Raw genomic sequence first — 16653 nt, 5'->3', positions numbered from 1 at the left:
ACCCGGTGCCGTTTTTAAGAATTCAACTGCCTTTCTCCAACCTTTGCCAGGTTACTATCAGGGCTTAACATTTTAACAGATAACCAATCGCCTGCAGCTTCTTTATTAGTAGAAGTAATCACTTCAGAATCGCCATCGCCAAGGCGTAATTCATAATTACTAGGTATATCAAGGGTATAACCCTTTTTACTTCTATAGGTTCCATTTGTAAAAACAAAAGGGACATACCCAAACATAATACCTGTTTCAACCTTTGTCCGGCCTTTTTGTCAATCACTGTAATTTCAAAGGTGAGATCCTTAAGATCTGTTATCCCGTGCATCGTATTAAATTCATTAAGATTCATTTCTGCACTTGAGATGTTATCACCAGTAAAAACAGTTTCACGAATATCACCAGTGCTTAGGGCCACTGTTACGTGAGCTGCTTCCTCATATAATCTGAAAGAAAAAGTATCGAAGCCATTTAAATGTTTTGGATCCGTTTTAAAATTTCTTCCTTTATTTAAATCCCCTGATTGACTATATTTTCCTTCGATATCAGTAAAGGTAAAGTCTATTAAAGTAGGAATCATCTTTTGTAAATGTTCATATTTTGAGTGAAGTTGATCATACATAGGACTTGTTATCAGGTCTTTTTCCATGCTGTCTTTAAATAAAACATCGATTTCATTTTGTAATGGAATCGCTTTAATATAATTCTGGATATCTAAATCCGCTTTCAATTGATCTAGTGCCATATGGATGGAAACAGGGTATAAAGCTTTTAGTCTGGCTTGTTCCGCAGAACCCTTAAAATGACTACGAATGCTTTCCCTGGTTGTTTCACCATACACACGATCAAGCAAATTGGCCTGTTTTTTAATTTCAAGTGATAATTCATGATAATATTTTTCTGTCACATCATCCATGATAGTAGCGGCTAATCGATTATTTAGCTGATTTTTCTTTTTCTCAATTTTTAGTCCAGCATTAATCGCATCAATATAAGCGACAGCTCTTCCTACTTTATTTGGTGTTGTACTGATAAACAAATTCACGTTTTTTTCTAATCGAGTTTGAAAGTCAGTTTTTGTTTTACCTTTAGGAAGCTTTGCTACAGCCGAAAGCGCCTTTTGGTAAGCAAGTTTTGCACCATTATAATAGTTCCATGGAATCGTCTTCCCATTCCCGGTTCCTTCCACCGAAATTGCCCATTTTAGAGAACCTGCATAACTTTCTGCAGACCTTACTAATTGTTCTGGACTAGTAAAAGAGGATGCATTAGCAGGTATTTGATTTGAAAATAATATTGCTGACAGTGCTAGAGCAGGTAAAGCTTTTCCCCATTTCATACGTTTACCCCTTTTTCAAAAAGATTCATTATTTAATTAATTTCACACCAATCTTTAATATATTAAATTTAGTTGTACATTTGAATAGGTAAAGATAGGTATTTCTAAGAAGTTTATCATGTAAAATCAAATATAAAAGCCTCCTAAATCTTCTTAAGGATAATTTTACGTTTAAAATCTCTCAAATGGATATATTAATATACATAATCATTTAAGGAGGCTTTTTAACGTGGAGAAACTACTTCAGAATCAGGTTGCTTTAGTTACAGGGGCAGGCTCAGGGATAGGAAGGGCAGCTGCTATAAAGCTTGCTCAAAATGGGGGAAAGATTGCTTTAGTAGATTTGCATAAAGAAAACGTGGAAGAAGTTAAAAATCAAATTGAAAAAATGGGCAGTGAAGCACTCGTTTTGGAAGCCAACGTTTCACACCCGGATGAAGTTGAAAACTGTTACAAAAGAACCATTGATCAGTGGGGGAGACTGGATGTAGTCTTCGCTAACGCTGGAATAAATGGGGAAGTTAGGCCGATTGAAGACTTGGAGCCGAGTGAATGGGACTTGACCATTTCCAATAACTTAACGAGTACCTTTTTAACTGTTAAATATGCCATTCCACATTTGAAGACAAACGGGGGAAGTATAATTATTACTAGTTCCATTAATGGGAACAGGATCTATAAGAACATTGGAATGTCTGCGTATAGTACATCCAAAATTGGCCAGATGGGCTTTGGGAAAATGGCAGCGCTTGAGCTTGCTAAGTATCGTATTAGAGTCAACATTATCTGCCCAGGTGCGATAGAAACAAATATCGGTCAAAACACATGGCAAGAACAAGAGGAATTGAAAAAAGTGCAAATCCCTATCGAATATCCCGAAGGAAACCAGCCGTTGGAACACAAATCAGGAAAACCCGAACAAGTCGCCGACCTAATACTATTTCTTGCTTCAAGCCAATCCAACCACATTACGGGTACTGAAATCTTTATTGACGGGGCGGAATCCCTTTTATAAAAAAACAGTACCAATAAAAAAATGTCCACGTAAAGTGGACATTTTTTTTATTGGTACTGCTATAAACACTAAAGAACTAGGAGTCTTCTTTTCTTGGCATGTTTAAGTACGCAATAAGGATTTATAAATGGAATGCAGTTACAAAGAGTTTAGAACGACGGTGATAAGGTAAAGTCACTCCTTTAAACAGGGGGGATTTTGGGGGCAGAAAAAGTAAAGTAAACTACTATTTTTTTGCAGGGTATATCCAAAAAACTATTCTCTTGATGATACGATGAATTCGTAAATGTACCATATTTGAGTAGGTTCATGGTGTGCGAAGAGAACTGCATCTTGGTCTAATTTTTAGTCGGGGGATGTCATATTCTATTATCAAAATATTTTAAAAAAAGAATTGAAAAAGCGCTTTCATGAGTTTATACTATAACTAAACCGGTTTACTAAACCGGTTTAGTAAACGAATGACACCGAGAAAGGAGGTAATCAGGAATGAGAAAAGTGATAATCCCATTAAATGCGTTTGATCAGAACTTAGTGAAAGAACAAGGGCACGCACACTTTGTACACTTCATAAAAGAGATCGATGCCCAAGGAATAGAAATTCGTAAAGAATTACTTACACCAAGAGATTATCCCCTCTCACAACTTAACCAGGTTATTCGTGAAAATGAACTGTACACAGTCTTTTCTGCACCAGTTGAGCTGTGGGGCGAAGACGGAAAATTGAACCAGGAACCACTGAATGAAGTCGTCGCTGAAGTTCACCAATTAAATGCTCAAATTCTCAAGCTGCCACTAGGACATTATCAAAACGGTCAATCAGAGTTAAGCGAAGTCAACGAATTCATTAATCAGATACCAGAAGGAACGAAATTGATGATTGAAAATGATCAAACTCTTCATGGTGGAAACATTCAGTATCTTAAACTATTTTTTGAAAGCGCTTTAAAAGAAAACGTAGACGTAGCTATGACGTTTGATATTGGGAATTGGGTGTTCACAGATGAGGATGTAATTGAGGCTGCGGACCAGTTGAAGCCTTATGTGCAATACGTGCACCTGAAGCATGTTGATAAACAGGGAACAAAACTGGTCACGTTACCAATGCCACTTGATAAGAAAAACGAGATACTACAGTTATTTCCGAACCATTTGCCAATTGCTTTCGAGTTCCCACTGGAATTGGATCATACAGCGAAGAGATATGTTGACTACTTTAGTAAAGATGATCAGGAGGCAGTGACATGGAGCAATTAGATGTAGTAACTTTTGGCGAAGCAATGGCGATGTTTATTGCCGACGAGCCAGGGAGATTACATGAGGTTCTGCACCACACGAAAGCGTTGGCGGGAGCGGAAACGAATACAGCGATAGGCTTTGCACGCCTTGGATTGAACAGTGGGTGGGTCAGCAAGGTTGGGAACGATTCGTTTGGAAAATTCATCGTTCGCCATCTTCAAAAAGAAAAAGTGAACATTGAACAGGTTTTAGTGGATGATCGCTATCCAACAGGGTTCCAGCTTAAATCGAAGGTACTTGAAGGAGATCCAGAAGTCGAGTATTTCCGCAAAGGATCCGCAGCTAGCTATATAAGTGTTGAAGATTTCAACGAGGAATACTTCCGGTCAGCGAATCATTTGCACATGACGGGGATACCACTTGGGATTTCTCAGCACACAAGAGCTTTTGCCCAGCATGCGTTGTCATTTATGAAAAATGCGGGAAAATCGGTCTCATTTGATCCGAATTTAAGGCCGACATTGTGGAGGTCGCAAGAAGAAATGATTGCGGTTACAAACAGTGTAGCGTTCCAGGCCGATACCTTTTTACCAGGTATTCATGAAGGAGAAATTTTAACAGGGAATGACAAACCTGAGGACATTGCGAAGTTTTACTTAGAGCAAGGTGTGAAGCAGGTAGTAGTTAAACTAGGTGGAGAAGGCGCTTATTATCAGACGCAAACAAAGCAGGGTACGATCAAGGGATACCATGTAGAAGAAATTGTTGATACAGTAGGGGCAGGAGACGGATTTGCCGTTGGTGTAGTCAGCGCGTTATTAGAAGGATTGTCTATCGAAGAGGCTGTCAAAAGAGGAAATGCCATTGGGGCGCTAGCCATTCAGTCACCGGGTGACAGTGAAGGCTATCCAACCCGCGAAAGATTAGTAAAATACATGAACCAACAACTAAATGAGGTGAAATAATATGCAAAAAACACTTGCAAAGTCGCGCTGGTATTATATGATTCCGATCGTTTTTATTACTTATAGTCTTGCTTATCTTGATCGTGCTAACTACGGTTTCGGTGCTGCGGGCGGAATGGCAGCAGATTTGGATATTACAGCAGGAATGTCGTCATTATTAGGTTCATTATTTTTCCTAGGGTACTTCTTTTTCCAAATTCCAGGAGCGCATTACGCGGAAAATAAGAGCGCGAAAAAGCTGATTTTCTGGTCATTGATTCTGTGGGGCGGACTTGCCAGTACAACTGGTTTAATCAGTAATGTAAAACTACTAATTGTCATTCGCTTTATGCTTGGAGTTGTAGAAAGTGCGGTTATGCCATCTATGCTTGTCTTTTTGAGCCACTGGTTCACAAAAGCTGAGCGTTCACGTGCAAACACATTCTTAATTTTAGGTAACCCTGCAACCGTATTATGGATGTCAATTTTATCAGGTTATTTAATTAATTCAGTTGGTTGGAGATGGATGTTCATCTTTGAAGGACTTCCAGCTGTTATCTGGGCATTCATATGGTGGAAAATGGTGAACGATGAGCCGAAGGATGCAAAATGGTTAACAAGCCAGGAAAAAGCTGATTTAAAAGAACAGTTAGAAAAAGAACAACAAGGTATTATGCCGGTTAAAAACTATGCAGAAGCGTTTAAATCTAAAACAGTTATTTTACTAGCATTGCAGTATGCGTTTTGGAGCATTGGGGTTTATGGATTTGTTATGTGGCTGCCATCAATTATTAAAGCAGCACCCAATATGGACATCGTAACTACAGGTTGGTTAGCTTCTGTACCTTACGTTTTAGCGATTATCGGAATGTTAAGCGCATCTTATTTCTCCGATAAAACTCTAAACCGAACGGGATTTGTATGGCCGTTCCTATTGATTGGAGCGATTGCTTTCTACGCTTCTTATCTAGTAGGTACAAGCAATTTCTGGTTATCGTTTATATTATTAGTCATTGCCGGTGGAGCGATGTATGCACCATATGGTCCGTTTTTTGCAATCATTCCGGAAATTCTGCCACGTAATGTTGCGGGTGGAGCGATGGCGCTAATCAACAGTATGGGCGCTTTAGGTTCATTTGCTGGTTCTTACGCTGTTGGATATTTAAATGGAAGTACGGGCGGTTTCGGGGCTTCTTACATTTTCATGGCAGGATCATTATTGTTATCAGCAATCCTGACACTGGTTGCGGTTAAGGGAAGCAAATCAACTGCAGCTGTTTCTAAAAAAAGCGCTTAACGAACCAGGGAAGGGTTCATTAAGCGGCCAGTAAAAATTAGCAAATATCATTATATCATTTTCGTAATTGAAAAAATAGGGAGAGATTGTAATGGGTATTGAGGAAATAAAGAAAAGGCGGATCGTGGCAGTAATTCGGCATGCTAAGCCAGATACCATTATTCCTATTGCCCATGCATTATACGCGGGTGGGGTATCAGCTCTTGAGATTACGATGGAGACACCAAGAGCAATTCAAGTAATAGAAGCATTGAGGTCGGAATTTACGAATGAGGTGCTTGTCGGGCCGGAACTGTTCTGGATGGCGAAACAGCAAGAGCGGCCAGTCATGTCAGGGGCACAGTTCGTTTTTTCACCAACTGTTAATAAAGAAACAATTCAAATGACAAAAAGATACGGAGTCATCAGCGTTCCAGGAGCGATGACGCCAACCGAGATTTTGACCGCTTATGAAGCAGGAGCTGATTTGATTAAAGTATTCCCGGCGCATGTGTTAGGGCCAGCTTATTTCAAAGCAGTGGCAGGACCGATTCCTCACATCCCGTTGATGCCCACGGGCGGAATTGATGTCGACAACATCGTGGATTATTTTAAAGCGGGAGCGGTGGCTGCCGGAGTTGGAAGTACATTGGTGGATGCCAGCCGTGAAATTTCGGATGAAAACCTGCTTCGTTTGACGAATAAAGCATGTCTTTTTATCGATAAAGTGCAGGGTTTGGAACGATAAGAGCTAAAATTGGGTCCTCTAAACGTCATCCGGTTAGAGGACTTTCTATCAAGCCGTTATACAGCTAGATAAATCTGACAATCATCGGTAAAATAGAAGGTAACTAATGAAGCAAGAGGAAGAGCGCTTATGAAAAGAACAACAATGGCTGATGTTGCCCATGAAGCTGGAGTTTCGAAAAGTACCGTCTCACAATATTTAAACAAACGGTATGAATATATGGGTGAAGAAACGAAGGAGAAGGTTAGGGTCGCGATTGAAAAATTAGGGTATCAGCCTAACTCTATCGCAAGAAGCTTGAAGCAAAAGCGTACGTCACTTATTGGGATTATTGTCGGCAATATCATGCACGGCATTTCGACTGAGGTGTGCCGCGCAATCGAGGATTATTGCCAAGAACGCGGGATGCATGCCATTGTGTGTAATTCCTATGACGATGGTGATAAAGAAAAAAACTATATTGAGATGTTAAGGGCGAGGCAAGTAGATGGCTTAATTATTTTTCCAACTGGCGAAAATGTTGAGCTGTATAAGCAAATGGAGAAAGAAAACTTTCCAATCGTGTTTGTCGACCGAAAAGTGGACGGCGTTAACGTGAATACGATTGTCGTGGATAATAGAGAGGCGACATATCTCGCTGTGGATCATTTAATCTCTAATGGCCATCAGGAAATTGCCATGGTCACTCCGCCGTTGACAATTTATCCGCGGATAGAGCGCGTGAAAGGGTATCAGGAATCGCTTAAAGATCACGGTATTTCTTTTTCTGAGAAAAATTTAATCTCGGCTAAGATCGCTGAAATTGTTGGAGAGTTAGAGGCTTTATTTACAAAAAATAATCCCCCAACTGCATTAGTTGCCGGAAATGACTTATCTTTTCTCGAAGTCATGAAATTTATGAAGAAAAATGGAATTCGCGCGGGTGTAGACTTGGCCGTTGTCGTCTTTGACAATATTTCCTTTGCAAATATCTCGACGCCGACCATCACTACGATTGCACAACCTGCCTATGAAATGGGAATTAAGGCGGCCGAGTTGATGTATAAGCATATTAAGAAAGACAGTTTTGAACCAAAGATTTATACATTAAAAACAGAATTGATTATCCGTGAATCATCTGAGGGGGCTTTCTCGTAAGGGAGAGTTCTCTTAAAGGTGATTTTACGGATTGAGTTTGTTTCGTCACTAAATCGATTTAGTAGAATGAGAGGTTGTTTTCAATGAAAATACAGCTAGCTTTGGATCGAATGAATATTGATGAAGCGATCGCTCTCACGAAAAAAGTGGAAGATTTCGTGGACTGGATTGAAGTCGGGACGTCGTTGATTAAGGAGTTTGGCATGCAAAGTGTTGTCTCTTTGAAGGAAGCCTTTCCGAACAAACAGATAGTCGCAGATATGAAAACAATCGATAACGCTGTTTATGAATGCAAGATTGCCTTCGATGCCGGAGCAGATGTTATAACTGTTATGGGCGTTTCACCTTTGGTTACAATTCAAACTTGTTTGGATGAGGCGAAAAAAAGAAACAAGCGAATCATGATTGATTTGTTGAATATTGAGATGGGGACGCTTCCTCGGGAGGTGGCGGAAAAGGCAGTACTTTGCATCCATATGAGTAAGGATGAACAGGAATTGAGCGGAAGCAACTTTTCGGGAATGCATATTGAAGATGATGGCCGGTTCGAACTAGCGATTGCCGGAGGGATTTCATTAGACAATATCCCAGAAATCGCGAAGCTGAAACCAGCGGTTGTAATAATAGGTTCGGCGATTACAAAAGCTGCAGTACCATCGGTTGCGGCGAGCCAGTTTAGAAGTTTACTAGGGAAAGGGGAACATTAGAATGGAACAGAATATGAATTCGATTTTAGAAGAGCTAGCGCAAGTTTTGGAGCAGGTGGATTATGAATCGGTTCGTCGGGTGACAGATCAACTTTTTCAAGCGAAAAGGGTATTTGTCAGTGGAGAAGGACGCTCAGGATTAATGGCGAAAGCATTCGCGATGAGGCTCATGCATTTGGGTGCCAACTCGTTTGTTGTTGGCGAAACGACGACTCCTTCATTAGAAACCGGCGACACGATAGTTTTGATTTCGGGTTCTGGTAAAACGAAGAGTGTCGTCTGGACAGCTGAAGTGGCGCGTGGGCTAGGATGCGAAGTGATCGCGTTGACGACGAATTTGGAATCACCGCTGGCGTCGGAAGCTGGATTGGTTGTCCATGTACCAGCTGCTACAAAATACAGACGTGAAAATGAAAAAGTAAGCGTGCAGCCACTTGGATCGCTGTTTGACCAAAGTATTCATATGATTTTAGACTACATATGCCTCGAGTATTTTCACAAACAAAAACTCGAACACGAGGTGATCTTCCAAAAGCATAGTAATTTAGAATAGTTGGGGAATCATGCCCGTCTCGAATAACTTAACAAAATGAGGTTAAATGAATAACTTCAGAGAAAAATCAAAACGCTAATCAAGTAAATTCAAGATAGCCTTCTTTTACCTTTTTTCTCAAGATAGACTTATAATAAATAGTATTAATATAGGGATGATCGGGGTGAGGGAATCGGCTATTTTCCAGTACGAAGTTTTTTTAACGGTTGTTGAAACTGGCAGTTTTACAAAAGCAGGCGAAAAACTAGGGTTATCTCAATCAGGGGTAAGCCATAATATTTCAACACTTGAAACCGAATTAGGAATCGTATTGCTGCGACGCAATCGGAACGGAATCACGTTAACAGATGCAGGAGAGCGAGTTTTACCTCATATCCGTCAGATCATTCATCATGGAAAATTGCTTGAGCAGGAAGCTGCGCTTATTCAAGGGATCGAAGTAGGAAGCATTAAAATCGGTACCTTCCCCAGTTTTTCGTCAAGAATTCTTCCTGGTCTCATTCGTAACTTTATCAATAAATATCCGGGTATCCAGATAGAGCTATATGAAGGCGGCTATGACGAGATTAAAGATTGGATCGCTTCAGGAACGATTGATATTGGTTTTTTAACGCTCCCATCCAGAGAATTTGAGACCATTCCATTATTCAAAGACGAATTATTAGTTTTAGTACCTGAAAGTCACCGATTAAACACGATGAAAGTAATACAAGTAAAATCAATGCAAAATGAATCCTTTATTATGCCGAAAGCAGGCTGTGATGCTTTAATAAAGGGGCTTCTTAGAGAAAATAATGTACAACCTCATGTTATTTTTGAAATAAAAGATAATCATACAATCATTTCGATGGTTCAAGAAGGGCTGGGGATCACCATTATCCCTGAAATGGTCTTACCGAAAAACATTTCGAACACGAAAGTAATTCCGCTTGAAACGGAATTGTATCGTGAAATAGGTATAGCGATCAAATCGATTAAGCAAGCGTCACCTTCAGTAAAGAAATTTATTAAGATCGCAAAAGAACATGTTAAACAGGAACAGCTTGAATAGGAAATCCTTAAGAAGGTCCCCAATTCAAGCTGTTAGGTTTAGATCGTTAAGATACCTCGAATGGTAATGGTTGCTGCTCCTGCTACTTTGATGACGGGTGCTGAATCATTCGGTATGACCTTCACGTAAAGCGTTCCTGGTCTTCCAATCGCATCTCCTTGAGCGATTTTAAGATGTGTCGTTTCATGTTGAGGAATAACACCTTCTAAATAGAGTAATCCAGCTAATGCACCATTCGCAGCACCCGTTACCGGATCCTCTGGAATGCCAATACCCGGTGCGAAATCTCTCGTATATAAATCACATTCTTTTGTGGTGTTAAACGTATAAAGATGTGTCGTGCTAATATTATGTTCTTTATTATGCTTTGCTAAAGCCGCTAAGTCTGGGATTGCATTGTCGATGTCCATTTGATCTTTCATGGGAACGAGTAAATGCCAGTTTCCTGTATTCGCTAGTTTGATTGGATAGGTGAGGTCGATGCTTGCCGCTTTGACACCGATCAACTGACTAAGCACTTCAAGGTCAATGGTGATATCTTGCGTTTTTGGGCTGACCTGCGTCATTTCCACATCGATTATGTTACCATCTTTCTTATGCCATACAACCGGTACATGACCTATATTCGTTTCTAACAATATCCCATCTTTTTTCTCGGCTAGACCAAACTCAGTAGCCAGCAGCCACGTTAACCCAACGGTTGCACTGCCGCAGAAGTTGATTTCTTCAGCTGGGGTAAAAAATTTCACCTTATAATCTGCTTCTTCATTAGTTGAAGGCAGTAAAAATACCGATTCCGGTAAATTTAGCTCTTTTGCAATATTTTGCATTTCATCTTCCGTTAATTTTTCTGCATCTAACACAACCCCAGCCGTATTGCCTCCAAATTTTTCTGTTGTAAAAGCATCCACATGATAAACTCTGATTTTTCTCATCTTATTTAACTCCTTTCAAACATCTGTTGTTACCTTAATACTATGCCGTAGGATTGCATCAGTAAAATGAATCTTTCCTATTCAATAAATCGAAAAAACTAATACATCTGATTAAAACCTTATTTAGATGTGTTGTGTTGATGGGGATGAGCAGGGTATAGTGGGCTTGGTTCTCACGGATGTAAATGTTCAGAAAAAGGGAACGACGCAACAAAAAAACAGCCTGTGCTTTCCGGCTGTTTTTAGTGCTGAGTTTGCATTTTTTTTATAAAAACCCTGTTATATTCATTCAATAGGTTATCCAGTTCCTGGCTGTATTTGATTGCCACTGTGGAACTTAAGCCGTTTATTAAAGCCACTTGTATTAATTCAGCCCGTTTTTTTTCAATTAATGTCAACAAATCATGTTTTAACACGGCCGATATTCCTTTCTTAAGAAAACTGAAATCGATTCCTTTATTTCTCTATTAAAAAAGAATTTCCCAAATATCTATTCTATTATTTTTCTAGTATAGCTGATGTTGGTAATTAATTCAAAAGAAAAATGTAAAAAAATATCCATGGATAATATTCAAGAATTGTCAATATATTTAAAATTAAACAAAGGAGAAGAAATATAAGTGACACAAAATTTTCATTTCTCAACCATTATCTTTTGGCAGGAAGTTCTGATAAAATAATAACGATGCGTACTAGAGTGGGAGATGTTGTTATGAATACGGATGTGAATTTTTTCCTTGCACTTGGTGCAGGATTTCTTAGCTTTATATCACCTTGCTGCCTGCCTCTTTATCCTGCCTTTTTATCGTATATAACCGGAATGTCGGTGGGAGAAATCAAGAGTGAAAATGCAATGCTGCAAAAAAGAAGTATCATACATACCTTGTTTTTCCTGATCGGGTTTTCGATCATCTTTATTGCCCTGGGCTTTACTACTTCTTTTTTAGGGCGTTTTTTCTTTAATTATCAGGACTTGATTCGCCAGCTTGGTGCTATTTTTATGGTCTTATTCGGCTTGATGGTCGTCGGCGTGTTTAATCCTGAATTCCTGATGAAGGATCGCCGCATTGAATTTAAAAACAGGCCAACAGGATTTATTGGTTCGATTTTCATTGGAATGGCGTTTGCCGCAGGCTGGACACCGTGCACAGGACCGATTCTGGGTGCTGTCCTTTCATTGTCCGCAACGAATCCAAACTCAAGCATGCTTTATATGCTTGCTTATATTTTAGGATTTGCGATTCCATTCTTTATTCTTTCTTTCTTTATCGGCCGCATGCAATGGATTCGCAGAAACAGTGTGAAAATCATGAAAATAGGCGGATATATCATGATCGTAATGGGGATTGTACTCTTCTTTAACTGGATGACTAAAATCATCATCGTCTTCCAAAACATGTTCGGCGGATTTAGCGGCTTCTAACTTGCTTGCTGTTCCATGGGAAACATTTTGTAAATAATATTTGAGACGGCACACCAATGAATTGAATTTTTGAAGAATATTCGATATATTTAGATATAAAGATTTTTTTGGGAAAATAGTTGATTAAAAGAGTTGAAGACTGATCGACATGCGGGATGTGCCTGGGAGGTAACAGCTGTGGCAAGAATATTAATAGTAGACGATGCAAAATTTATGAGAATGACGCTGACAAATATTTTGAATAAAGCAGAACATGAAGTGATTGGAGAAGCTGAAAACGGAAACGAAGCGATCCGATTATACCGTGAATTCAAGCCTGACTTGGTTACCATGGATATTACGATGCCGGAAATGAGCGGCCTTGAAGCGGTAAAAGAAATAAAAAGGGAAGATCCTGACGCAAAGATTATTATGTGTTCCGCCATGGGTCAGCAGAAAATGGTCGTCGAGGCCATTGAAGCGGGCGCGAAGGATTTTATCGTAAAGCCTTTTGATGAAGGCCGTGTCCATGACGCCATCAATAGAGTATTAAAATAAACCATTAAGGGAGTTCCTGATGGTTTTTCTTTTTATTTAGTAAAAAAGTTTTATAACAGGGCCAAAGTGAAAAATATCATTACGTACTTGAAGTGTTTATGATATATAATAAGTAAGCTGAAAAAATAAAGAGATAAGGGATGAATCCTATGAACAACGCGGTTATTGCTTCATCAGTCGGCGCTGCCTTAATGGCTGGCTTCGTCATGTTCATTCGGTTAAAAGCCGCAAAAAAACCGGCTTCCGCTAAAAAAATAATCTTGCCGCCATTTTTTATGAGTACAGGGGCACTCATGTATTTTGTACCAGAGTTCAGGCTTACTCCAATGGAAATCTTGGAGGCTGTCATAGTAGGAATGTTTTTCTCCATCTTCTTAATTAAGACATCCAAGTTTGAAATCAAAGACAATGATATTTACTTAAAGCGATCCAAAGCATTCGTCTTTATCCTGATTGGTCTTCTCATCATCCGAATCGTCCTTAAAACAATTCTAAGCTCCACGATTGATTACGGCCAGCTGAGCGGAATGTTCTTCCTGCTCGCCTTCAGCATGATCCTGCCGTGGCGTATCGCGATGTACACCAATTACAAGAAACTGTACAATCAATTGCATGGGAAGAACGTTTAATCTATAACGGACATGTAGGACAGGGGGCTTCGGCTCTCTGTTTTTAATTTAGATTGTTTTCGTAAAGTTTGTTGCTTTTATGACCATACCATTAATGACTTGAAATAATCGTGCTTCAAGGAGACGTTTAGGGGATGAATAGATGTAAATGAAGAAATAACGATGTCATTGCAGTGAAAGATGTACACTGTTAATACATTACTTTCTAAATTTGAACAAGTTGAACAAAGTCATTATTACAATCGTTATCAGACCAAACAGAAGGCTTTTAAGATAGGGATTAACTATGTCTCCTATATCTCGTAATACCGCAGGAGGGAATAACGTAATACTGATCCAAGCTAAAATAATAAATGCTATTCCCGTACCCATTGACAATTGAATTACGCCCATTGACTTTAAGTTTAATTTATTACTGTAAAAAGATGTAATGGCTGCAGTGATAACGAACGAAATAATAAAAGCAATGAATGAACTATGTGACAGCTTCCATAAAAGAAAATAAAAAGAGATTAATAATGTCCCCGATAAAGTACTTCTAATAAATAAATTCAAATTAAACCCTCCTCTATTACCATTATTATACATCATTTAGTGTAATTTTACATTTTTATTCGGGGTCATTTTTTATGGAGTAAAACAATAAATTTTAGGGAAACAGCCTTAATTTAAAAAGAAAAAAACCGCCGAATAGCAGGCGGTTTTAAAATAAGTGTTCATATGGAGCAGCACTGATTTGTTTCTCATTTAATTTCTTCCGTAAAAACTTGTGATCCCTCTTAGGAGTGGCCAAAATATAACCGCGGATGACGAGATCCTGGGTAATCCGTGAAGCTTTTTCATTTAAGGCAATCTCGCCAATTTTACCGGCAATTTTATGTCTAGCCACATCCCTGAACAATTCAGGAACCGGGCTGACTAAATCCTCAAGCAGCGCTTTCTGATCATCCTGCCATAAATGCCGGGATTCCTTAACATAATGCTCTTCCCAATCCATAACAGACTTTCCGTCTTCCTTGGGAAGCTTTTTTAAAAATTTCCGAAACATAAAAAATCCGCCAATGGCAAACGAAGATACTAGAACAACAATCCAAAACAATATAAACAAAAGAAACCAGCCATGAAGCATTTTTCTTCACCTACAAAATAATAATTTCACTTCATTATAAGCTGTTTTCACCAATTAAGACAAGCATATGGCGAATTGGCGAAACCTATTGAAAGGAGAGCGGTTTTACTAGTATAATAAAGAATGTCTCTTATGGGGCTGAATGGGGTACTGGTGTCCTCCACAGTCTTCAAAACTGCTTGAGACCTGCGTGCCAGGTCTGGTGGGTTCGATTCCCACGCAGTCCCGCCAACACAAATATATGAGGTTTTTACATAGATAAAACAGGAGTCCGAGTAAAATCGGTCTTTTTTTATTTAGGTGGTGCCGAAATGGTGTTATTTGTGTTTTTAGTGCACAAATGCTACGACACTAGCTGCAAGGAAGGAACTATACAGTCAGCTACGGGTGGTTTCTGAGGATGGCAGATTTACATTTATCGAACCAATAAGGTGCTGTGTGAAATATAGTAGTTTAACAAATAGTGGGATACTTAGAGTTCCGTCCTTTGTTAATTGGAATGGAACCTTTTAAGATATTCCTTAACCAAGTTAGATAAATTTTGAGGAGTAGCTGGATTATGAAGATGAGCTTGAGTGACGCTAAAGGGAAGTTGACAAATTTGGAAAACCAACTTAAACAATTAAAAAAAGAGTTAAGACAGATTCAAGCAGCAACAAAAAAAGGCGATAAAGGGCAAATCAAAAAACAAATCAAAAAAATAGAGAATACCTTACCTGGCCTTAGGAAATATATTTACGAAAAGTCAAAAAATTCAATTAAGGATTCGGGGCTTGAGAGGCAAAGAGCACTTTTGGTGAAACAGCAAGAAGAAGTGATGAGAACAAGACTAATACAACAAGATATGAAACTCCGAGAACAAAAAAAGCCATTTTTGTTAAATAGAGATTTTAATGATAAATCAAAGAAAGTCTGCCCATCTTGTGGTGTACCTTTTAACAACAGTTATGGTCTTAGCAGATGTAGGTGTAATTAATAATTAGAAAGAGCTTGGAATCAAACTAAGTTCTTTCTTTTTTTTGAAAGCATTTAATCTGTCTCGGTTGTTAACCGTTGTTAGCTGTTAAATTCCCATACAAACATGCTAAATTGGTATGTAATATTTTTAAAAAGATGACCCTAATATTGCAGAGGAGCGAATAAAAAATGGCTTCAGTTAAGAAAGTGGAGAAAATAAGTAGAAATTCACAGGTGCATGATGAGGTTTAGGTGCGAAGGGACAGGAACCTCGTCCCATATTTATTTTTGCAGGGAAAGTGGGTTTGTCACTGTGTGAGAAAAAGAGAGCCTGTAGATGAATAGGTGGTCCAGTATTGAAAGCTGGGTGGAGAGGACCTTAAGGCTCGGGCACGGCAGACCTTATTATAAAATGCTATAAAAATTGAAACCTTATTGTCTTTTCTATCTGGGAACAGCAACATTATAAGCAAAATAGTTTAATTCTGCCAGAGAGATGCCGGTAGTCATTTTATTATGAAGTAGTAAATAGGTTTCGGAAAGCTGCATCTAGCGGGAAAAAAAGCCATTATTGAAAAGGGGTTTGCATTGGCCAGTATTAATTATATAATTGCGCATCTATGCTTCAATGCAGAACAAATCCCCTGTTTGGCTGAGACTTTACCTGCTCTATTAAGGAGAATTTATTATAACGCTAATCAATTCTATTTTTCAGGTGCGTCCTCCGAATTCATGGGACAGTGAACCTGTCCCTGCGTCCTGACAGATATAGACATAACAAAAAGTCAAATTGTCAATTTGACACACTTACAAAGGTTTGGACTGTTGAGTATAAAGTTAACGGTAAACCAATGATTAGCCATTGAATTTGGTGAACCAAGGTTTGAATTTTCAGTTGACCTTGATCCTGAACTATCTACCCCAATTGGACCTTGTTACGGGATTAAAATATTCTTTAAAAAATCTTTATATGGTACAATAGTTCAAATACATAAAGTTTAAGACAAATAATCTATAACTCATTAAAAAGTTCCTTGTTC

17 protein-coding genes and 1 tRNA gene are annotated in these 16653 nt (G+C 38.9%); 14 read left to right on the top strand and 4 right to left on the bottom strand.

All coding sequences use genetic code 11. The features are described 5' to 3' along the window. Positions 1 to 118 precede the first annotated feature (118 nt). Positions 119 to 1333: a hypothetical protein gene (locus tag RCG23_RS03615; RefSeq protein WP_308178635.1), complete on the bottom strand. Its 1215-nt coding sequence runs from the start codon at positions 1331 to 1333 to the stop codon at positions 119 to 121. Between the two features lie 229 nt (positions 1334 to 1562). Here RCG23_RS03615 and RCG23_RS03610 point away from each other — a divergent pair, with 229 nt between their 5' ends. From RCG23_RS03610 to RCG23_RS03570, 9 genes are all read left to right on the top strand, one after another. Further along, positions 1563 to 2348 (top strand): SDR family oxidoreductase, encoded by a 786-nt coding sequence (locus RCG23_RS03610; RefSeq protein ID WP_308178634.1) that lies wholly within the window; start codon positions 1563 to 1565, stop codon positions 2346 to 2348. 489 nt (positions 2349 to 2837) lie between these two features. Continuing rightward, positions 2838 to 3605, top strand: coding sequence for a sugar phosphate isomerase/epimerase family protein (locus tag RCG23_RS03605; RefSeq protein ID WP_308178633.1), 768 nt, complete (start codon positions 2838 to 2840; stop codon positions 3603 to 3605). Continuing rightward, on the top strand, positions 3593 to 4552 hold the full coding sequence (locus tag RCG23_RS03600; protein WP_308178632.1) for a sugar kinase: 960 nt from the start codon (positions 3593 to 3595) through the stop codon (positions 4550 to 4552). The genes RCG23_RS03605 and RCG23_RS03600 overlap by 13 nt, the downstream gene beginning before the upstream one ends. A gap of 1 nt (position 4553) precedes the next feature. Then, positions 4554 to 5828 (top strand): MFS transporter, encoded by a 1275-nt coding sequence (locus RCG23_RS03595; RefSeq protein ID WP_308178631.1) that lies wholly within the window; start codon positions 4554 to 4556, stop codon positions 5826 to 5828. Between the two features lie 91 nt (positions 5829 to 5919). Beyond that, positions 5920 to 6555 (top strand): bifunctional 4-hydroxy-2-oxoglutarate aldolase/2-dehydro-3-deoxy-phosphogluconate aldolase, encoded by a 636-nt coding sequence (locus tag RCG23_RS03590; RefSeq protein WP_308178630.1) that lies wholly within the window; start codon positions 5920 to 5922, stop codon positions 6553 to 6555. Positions 6556 to 6684: 129 nt separating this feature from the next. Beyond that, the gene (locus RCG23_RS03585) at positions 6685 to 7692 is read left to right on the top strand and encodes a LacI family DNA-binding transcriptional regulator (protein ID WP_308178629.1); all 1008 of its coding nucleotides are present in this window, start codon (positions 6685 to 6687) and stop codon (positions 7690 to 7692) included. An 83-nt stretch (positions 7693 to 7775) separates the two neighbouring features. Continuing rightward, positions 7776 to 8399 (top strand): 3-hexulose-6-phosphate synthase, encoded by a 624-nt coding sequence (gene hxlA, locus RCG23_RS03580; protein WP_308178628.1) that lies wholly within the window; start codon positions 7776 to 7778, stop codon positions 8397 to 8399. 1 nt (position 8400) lies between these two features. After that, positions 8401 to 8952, top strand: a complete 552-nt coding sequence (gene hxlB, locus RCG23_RS03575) for a 6-phospho-3-hexuloisomerase (RefSeq protein WP_308178627.1) — start codon at positions 8401 to 8403, stop codon at positions 8950 to 8952. Positions 8953 to 9115: 163 nt separating this feature from the next. Further along, positions 9116 to 10003 (top strand): LysR family transcriptional regulator, encoded by an 888-nt coding sequence (locus tag RCG23_RS03570; RefSeq protein WP_308178626.1) that lies wholly within the window; start codon positions 9116 to 9118, stop codon positions 10001 to 10003. A gap of 38 nt (positions 10004 to 10041) precedes the next feature. Here the strand turns inward: RCG23_RS03570 and RCG23_RS03565 are convergent, their stop codons facing one another. Both RCG23_RS03565 and RCG23_RS03560 read right to left on the bottom strand, forming a co-directional pair. Further along, entirely contained in the window at positions 10042 to 10938 is an 897-nt protein-coding gene (locus RCG23_RS03565) for a PhzF family phenazine biosynthesis protein (protein WP_308178625.1), read from the bottom strand. A gap of 242 nt (positions 10939 to 11180) precedes the next feature. Further along, positions 11181 to 11354 carry an aspartyl-phosphate phosphatase Spo0E family protein gene (locus tag RCG23_RS03560; protein ID WP_308178624.1) on the bottom strand — a complete coding sequence of 58 codons (174 nt, stop codon included), beginning with the start codon at positions 11352 to 11354 and terminating at the stop codon, positions 11181 to 11183. Positions 11355 to 11650: 296 nt separating this feature from the next. Between RCG23_RS03560 and RCG23_RS03555 the strand changes: the two genes are divergently transcribed. From RCG23_RS03555 to RCG23_RS03545, 3 genes are all read left to right on the top strand, one after another. Beyond that, on the top strand, positions 11651 to 12361 hold the full coding sequence (locus RCG23_RS03555) for a cytochrome c biogenesis CcdA family protein (protein ID WP_308178623.1): 711 nt from the start codon (positions 11651 to 11653) through the stop codon (positions 12359 to 12361). 177 nt (positions 12362 to 12538) lie between these two features. Next, entirely contained in the window at positions 12539 to 12898 is a 360-nt protein-coding gene (locus RCG23_RS03550) for a response regulator (protein ID WP_308178622.1), read from the top strand. 149 nt (positions 12899 to 13047) lie between these two features. Beyond that, on the top strand, positions 13048 to 13527 hold the full coding sequence (locus RCG23_RS03545) for a CcdC family protein (RefSeq protein WP_308178621.1): 480 nt from the start codon (positions 13048 to 13050) through the stop codon (positions 13525 to 13527). A 703-nt stretch (positions 13528 to 14230) separates the two neighbouring features. On the opposite strand, the gene RCG23_RS03540 is transcribed toward RCG23_RS03545, so the two are convergent. After that, positions 14231 to 14656 (bottom strand): DUF2621 domain-containing protein, encoded by a 426-nt coding sequence (locus tag RCG23_RS03540; RefSeq protein ID WP_308178620.1) that lies wholly within the window; start codon positions 14654 to 14656, stop codon positions 14231 to 14233. Between the two features lie 134 nt (positions 14657 to 14790). Between RCG23_RS03540 and RCG23_RS03535 the strand changes: the two genes are divergently transcribed. Together RCG23_RS03535 and RCG23_RS03530 are read left to right on the top strand one after the other, a co-directional pair. Next, positions 14791 to 14887: transfer RNA gene (locus RCG23_RS03535), tRNA-Sec, on the top strand. Between the two features lie 328 nt (positions 14888 to 15215). Continuing rightward, positions 15216 to 15632, top strand: a complete 417-nt coding sequence (locus RCG23_RS03530; protein WP_308178619.1) for a hypothetical protein — start codon at positions 15216 to 15218, stop codon at positions 15630 to 15632. The last annotated feature ends 1021 nt before the right edge of the window (positions 15633 to 16653 follow it).

The sequence above is a fragment of the Neobacillus sp. PS3-34 genome, assembly GCF_030915465.1.
Taxonomy (GTDB): Bacteria; Bacillota; Bacilli; order Bacillales; family Cytobacillaceae; genus Neobacillus_A.
The sequence above is the reverse complement of the archived record's forward strand: the minus strand, read 5'-3'. Positions and strand labels throughout refer to the sequence as shown.